This window comes from Pseudoalteromonas amylolytica (genome assembly GCF_001854605.1).
GTDB lineage: Bacteria > Pseudomonadota > Gammaproteobacteria > Enterobacterales > Alteromonadaceae > Pseudoalteromonas > Pseudoalteromonas amylolytica.
The window spans coordinates 1-6,096 of sequence record NZ_MKJU01000019.1; the positions used below are offsets into that span (position 1 = coordinate 1).

Annotated in this window: 2 protein-coding genes; both read right to left on the bottom strand. The window is 43.4% G+C overall.

All coding sequences use genetic code 11. The features are described from left to right. Positions 1-51 precede the first annotated feature (51 nt). Positions 52-2,865: a TonB-dependent receptor gene (locus tag BET10_RS04245; RefSeq protein ID WP_070983660.1), complete on the bottom strand. Its 2,814-nt coding sequence runs from the start codon at positions 2,863-2,865 to the stop codon at positions 52-54. A 441-nt stretch (positions 2,866-3,306) separates the two neighbouring features. Continuing rightward, on the bottom strand, positions 3,307-6,096 hold a 2,790-nt coding region (locus BET10_RS04250; protein ID WP_070983663.1), incomplete at its 5' end, for a TonB-dependent receptor.

Consider the following 6,096-nt stretch of genomic DNA (forward strand, 5'->3'; position numbering starts at 1 on the left):
AAAAAACCCCACATAAAGTGGGGTTTCGAATTGTTATTACATCAAACTAACTTAGAAAGTGTAGTCAGCTTGAATGTAGAAAGTACGACCGTACGGGTCTGCGTAACGTGGATCGTAACCTACTTGGTGACCAGCAGCGGCATTTAGAGTAAATGGCGGCTCTTTGTCTAATAGGTTCTTAATACCGAATGTTACGTTTGCATTGTCGCCGTAAGCATATGACAAGCGGTAATCAACAGTGAAGTATACCGGAATGTGCTTCTGGATAAGGCTTCCATCAACTGTCTCGCTCAAGTCAGATCTGTAAACTGTGAAGTTTACATCAGCAGCTGCATCTGTGTAACCGCTACGAGCCTTGATGTTCAAGTCATGAGTGAAGTCACCGTGAGTGAATGAGTTGTTGATGTTGATGATGTTACGGAATGCAACTGCTTCATCTGGACCAACTTTACCTAGGCTTGAATCCCATACATTGTCTTCACCAACACGTAGGTTTTCAGACTCGATTAGGTAAGTACCCATGATACCAGTCTTCAACGTACCGAAAGATAGTTCGTTCGTTAAGTTGATGCTCCAGTCGATACCTGTAGTCGTTGACTTACCAACGTTATCCGCTGCTTGAACGATAGCTAGAACGTCTTTTTTCAAGCTCTCATCATACTTAGTCGTGAATAAGTGGTTATAAGTCGCTGGGTTGAAGAAGATTTGGTTCTGAGTTAGACGACGAACCTCGTTCTCCATGTCAATGTTCCAGTAGTCAACAGATACACTTGTACCTGTGTCACCAGCCCATACGAAACCGAATGTATACTGCTCAGAAGTTTCTGGCTTCAGTGCCGCGTTACCTTCACGGTATACGTCATACTGAAGTTTGTCTGAGTGACATGCTGATTTCAGTGGGTGACCTGATGCTAGTGGACAGTCGTAAGGTGCAGCTGTTACACCAAACTCTACACGAGGCTCAGCGATTTGACGCATGGTAGCCATCTTGAAGCCAGTACCCATTGAAGCACGTAGCAATAGCTCGTCTGTTGGGCGGTAAGATAGGCTCAACTTATAAGTTGTATCGTTTTCGCTATCGTTAACTGTTTTGTTGCCTTCACGAAGTGAATCAGTAACTTCACCGATGTTGTCGTAACGGATTGACCCCGTTACTTCAAGGTTTTCTAGAACTGGAACAATCAATTCTGCAAATGCACCGTAGTTTTCGCGCTCTAGGTCATACTCAGGAGATACTGACTCGTACAATACTACCTTGTCGTTGTTACCTTCGCCGTTAAAGCGAGAGTACTCAGATGTACGGTAATCAAAACCAACACCTAGGTATACGCTACCTGCGTCTAAATCAGCGATTGCACCTGAGATCTTACCATCAATTGAAGTCATTGAAGTTTCAGTCTTTTCCCAAAGACCGTTAAACATAGTTGCTGCTACCGCTGCATTTTCTTCATCAGTTAAATCTTCAGGCGCTGCGAAGATATCGATTTCACCAGAGTTAAGTAGAGCTAGAAACTCTTCTTGCTTAGGATAACCCGTTAGACGGTTTTGCTCACGCTCTGAGTCACCGCGAGTTACCGCTAGGTCATAATTCCACTCAGAGATTTCACCACGGATACCCGCTGTGATTTGGCTAGTTGTTGTATTCCACTCATCAGTACGGTTACCGCCTGGAAGTACACGCCAGCGAGCACTGATACCAACCATATCATCTAAAATAGCTTGCGGTGTATGAGGAATAACGTATTTTTGCGCTAGTTCTGAGTCAATAGCTAGAGGAATACCTGTTGGGTATGGCGCGATACGTGTGATCATTTCGAATTTTGACCATGAAGCATTCGCGTATACTTCAGTCGTATCATTTACAGTTGCAACACCTTGAACGAAGATATTGTCACGCTCAGACTCTGGTTGGATTTCCAAAGTACTTGTGTAGTCAAACTGACACGCACGTGCGCCAGACGGTGCACTTGTAGTGTGACAAGTATCGTTGTTGTTCAATTTGTACGGGTTGAATGAATAAGTGCTTCTGATGTTGTTACCATCTTCATCGAACATTAGTTCGCCGTTCTCATCACGTCTGTTATAGCTTACATACGCGTTACCAGGGATAGCACTTGAAGAACCAGCAACTGCTAGTAGGTCTTGACCTGAGTGTTCAAATTGAACGAAACCAGTTTTTGCAAAATCACGGTCAACAGAACGTAGGTTATCTTGCTCATCGCGGCTGTATGCAGCTGTGATGTTGAAACCATCAACACTCAAATCACCGAAACCAGTCGTGATTGAGAAGTTTGAGCTTGAAGTATCTTTTGGCTTGTCATAGCGAGCGCTGATAGTTGTGCTTTGTACGTCATCTTTAAGGATGAAGTTAACAACACCTGCGATAGCGTCAGAACCATATAGTGCAGATGCACCATCTTTTAGGATTTCAACGCGCTTAATAGCCGCTAGAGGAATTGAGTTAAGGTCGATTGTACCGCCTGAGTCAGCAGATACCATACGACGACCATTAAGAAGAACTAGCGTGTATTCAGAACCTAAGTTTCTTAGTGAAGCAGTTTGGATACCGCCACCGCCACCACCTACTGACTCACCAGCAGCTGTGAAACCCTGCATCGCAGGAAGGTTAGCGATTAGATCAGGAACACTTGTTACACCTGATTTTGCGATTGCTGACGCATCGATTACGTCTAGAGGTAATGCACCTTCTAAGTCAGTTCTTTTGATTGCAGAACCAGTAACTTCGATACGCTCTACTTTCTGTTCACCTTCGGCCGCGAACGTATTCGCAGAAAACGCAGCCGTAGAAGCAGCGCCAAACGCGATTGCTAAGCGAACCGCCTTTGAAACTTTTGAATTTAACATGTATTTTTCTCCCTGATTAAAACTAATCAATTGATTTTTATAGTTTTATTGAAATATCCAAAACTAAAACAAAGTGTTCCTATTTAGATACTGGGTTCAATACTAAGCTTGGTTGAAACGACAGGTCAACATCTGAAAAACCTGTTCAAGGCACAGATACGAACAGAAAGTACCAAAAATAGCAACGTGTAAACAAAAGTTTATAAAACAAAAAGCTTATTAAAATCAAAGGAGTGTGAAATTTTTATGTTGAACCCAAATTAACAACAAGAAACAGGAATGTAAAATTAACATTCTATTTCGAAGAAATGAATCAACAATAAAAAATTAAATTTATTTGAAATATTTATCAAAAGGTAGCAAATGAAATGTTTTTGGATAGCGCATTAAAAAAAACCCCACATAAAGTGGGGTTTCGAATTGTTATTACATCAAACTAACTTAGAAAGTGTAGTCAGCTTGAATGTAGAAAGTACGACCGTACGGGTCTGCGTAACGTGGATCGTAACCTACTTGGTGACCAGCAGCGGCATTTAGAGTAAATGGCGGCTCTTTGTCTAATAGGTTCTTAATACCGAATGTTACGTTTGCATTGTCGCCGTAAGCATATGACAAGCGGTAATCAACAGTGAAGTATACCGGAATGTGCTTCTGGATAAGGCTTCCATCAACTGTCTCGCTCAAGTCAGATCTGTAAACTGTGAAGTTTACATCAGCAGCTGCATCTGTGTAACCGCTACGAGCCTTGATGTTCAAGTCATGAGTGAAGTCACCGTGAGTGAATGAGTTGTTGATGTTGATGATGTTACGGAATGCAACTGCTTCATCTGGACCAACTTTACCTAGGCTTGAATCCCATACATTGTCTTCACCAACACGTAGGTTTTCAGACTCGATTAGGTAAGTACCCATGATACCAGTCTTCAACGTACCGAAAGATAGTTCGTTCGTTAAGTTGATGCTCCAGTCGATACCTGTAGTCGTTGACTTACCAACGTTATCCGCTGCTTGAACGATAGCTAGAACGTCTTTTTTCAAGCTCTCATCATACTTAGTCGTGAATAAGTGGTTATAAGTCGCTGGGTTGAAGAAGATTTGGTTCTGAGTTAGACGACGAACCTCGTTCTCCATGTCAATGTTCCAGTAGTCAACAGATACACTTGTACCTGTGTCACCAGCCCATACGAAACCGAATGTATACTGCTCAGAAGTTTCTGGCTTCAGTGCCGCGTTACCTTCACGGTATACGTCATACTGAAGTTTGTCTGAGTGACATGCTGATTTCAGTGGGTGACCTGATGCTAGTGGACAGTCGTAAGGTGCAGCTGTTACACCAAACTCTACACGAGGCTCAGCGATTTGACGCATGGTAGCCATCTTGAAGCCAGTACCCATTGAAGCACGTAGCAATAGCTCGTCTGTTGGGCGGTAAGATAGGCTCAACTTATAAGTTGTATCGTTTTCGCTATCGTTAACTGTTTTGTTGCCTTCACGAAGTGAATCAGTAACTTCACCGATGTTGTCGTAACGGATTGACCCCGTTACTTCAAGGTTTTCTAGAACTGGAACAATCAATTCTGCAAATGCACCGTAGTTTTCGCGCTCTAGGTCATACTCAGGAGATACTGACTCGTACAATACTACCTTGTCGTTGTTACCTTCGCCGTTAAAGCGAGAGTACTCAGATGTACGGTAATCAAAACCAACACCTAGGTATACGCTACCTGCGTCTAAATCAGCGATTGCACCTGAGATCTTACCATCAATTGAAGTCATTGAAGTTTCAGTCTTTTCCCAAAGACCGTTAAACATAGTTGCTGCTACCGCTGCATTTTCTTCATCAGTTAAATCTTCAGGCGCTGCGAAGATATCGATTTCACCAGAGTTAAGTAGAGCTAGAAACTCTTCTTGCTTAGGATAACCCGTTAGACGGTTTTGCTCACGCTCTGAGTCACCGCGAGTTACCGCTAGGTCATAATTCCACTCAGAGATTTCACCACGGATACCCGCTGTGATTTGGCTAGTTGTTGTATTCCACTCATCAGTACGGTTACCGCCTGGAAGTACACGCCAGCGAGCACTGATACCAACCATATCATCTAAAATAGCTTGCGGTGTATGAGGAATAACGTATTTTTGCGCTAGTTCTGAGTCAATAGCTAGAGGAATACCTGTTGGGTATGGCGCGATACGTGTGATCATTTCGAATTTTGACCATGAAGCATTCGCGTATACTTCAGTCGTATCATTTACAGTTGCAACACCTTGAACGAAGATATTGTCACGCTCAGACTCTGGTTGGATTTCCAAAGTACTTGTGTAGTCAAACTGACACGCACGTGCGCCAGACGGTGCACTTGTAGTGTGACAAGTATCGTTGTTGTTCAATTTGTACGGGTTGAATGAATAAGTGCTTCTGATGTTGTTACCATCTTCATCGAACATTAGTTCGCCGTTCTCATCACGTCTGTTATAGCTTACATACGCGTTACCAGGGATAGCACTTGAAGAACCAGCAACTGCTAGTAGGTCTTGACCTGAGTGTTCAAATTGAACGAAACCAGTTTTTGCAAAATCACGGTCAACAGAACGTAGGTTATCTTGCTCATCGCGGCTGTATGCAGCTGTGATGTTGAAACCATCAACACTCAAATCACCGAAACCAGTCGTGATTGAGAAGTTTGAGCTTGAAGTATCTTTTGGCTTGTCATAGCGAGCGCTGATAGTTGTGCTTTGTACGTCATCTTTAAGGATGAAGTTAACAACACCTGCGATAGCGTCAGAACCATATAGTGCAGATGCACCATCTTTTAGGATTTCAACGCGCTTAATAGCCGCTAGAGGAATTGAGTTAAGGTCGATTGTACCGCCTGAGTCAGCAGATACCATACGACGACCATTAAGAAGAACTAGCGTGTATTCAGAACCTAAGTTTCTTAGTGAAGCAGTTTGGATACCGCCACCGCCACCACCTACTGACTCACCAGCAGCTGTGAAACCCTGCATCGCAGGAAGGTTAGCGATTAGATCAGGAACACTTGTTACACCTGATTTTGCGATTGCTGACGCATCGATTACGTCTAGAGGTAATGCACCTTCTAAGTCAGTTCTTTTGATTGCAGAACCAGTAACTTCGATACGCTCTACTTTCTGTTCACCTTCGGCCGCGAACGTATTCGCAGAAAACGCAGCCGTAGAAGCAGCGCCAAACGCGATTGCTAAGCGAACCGC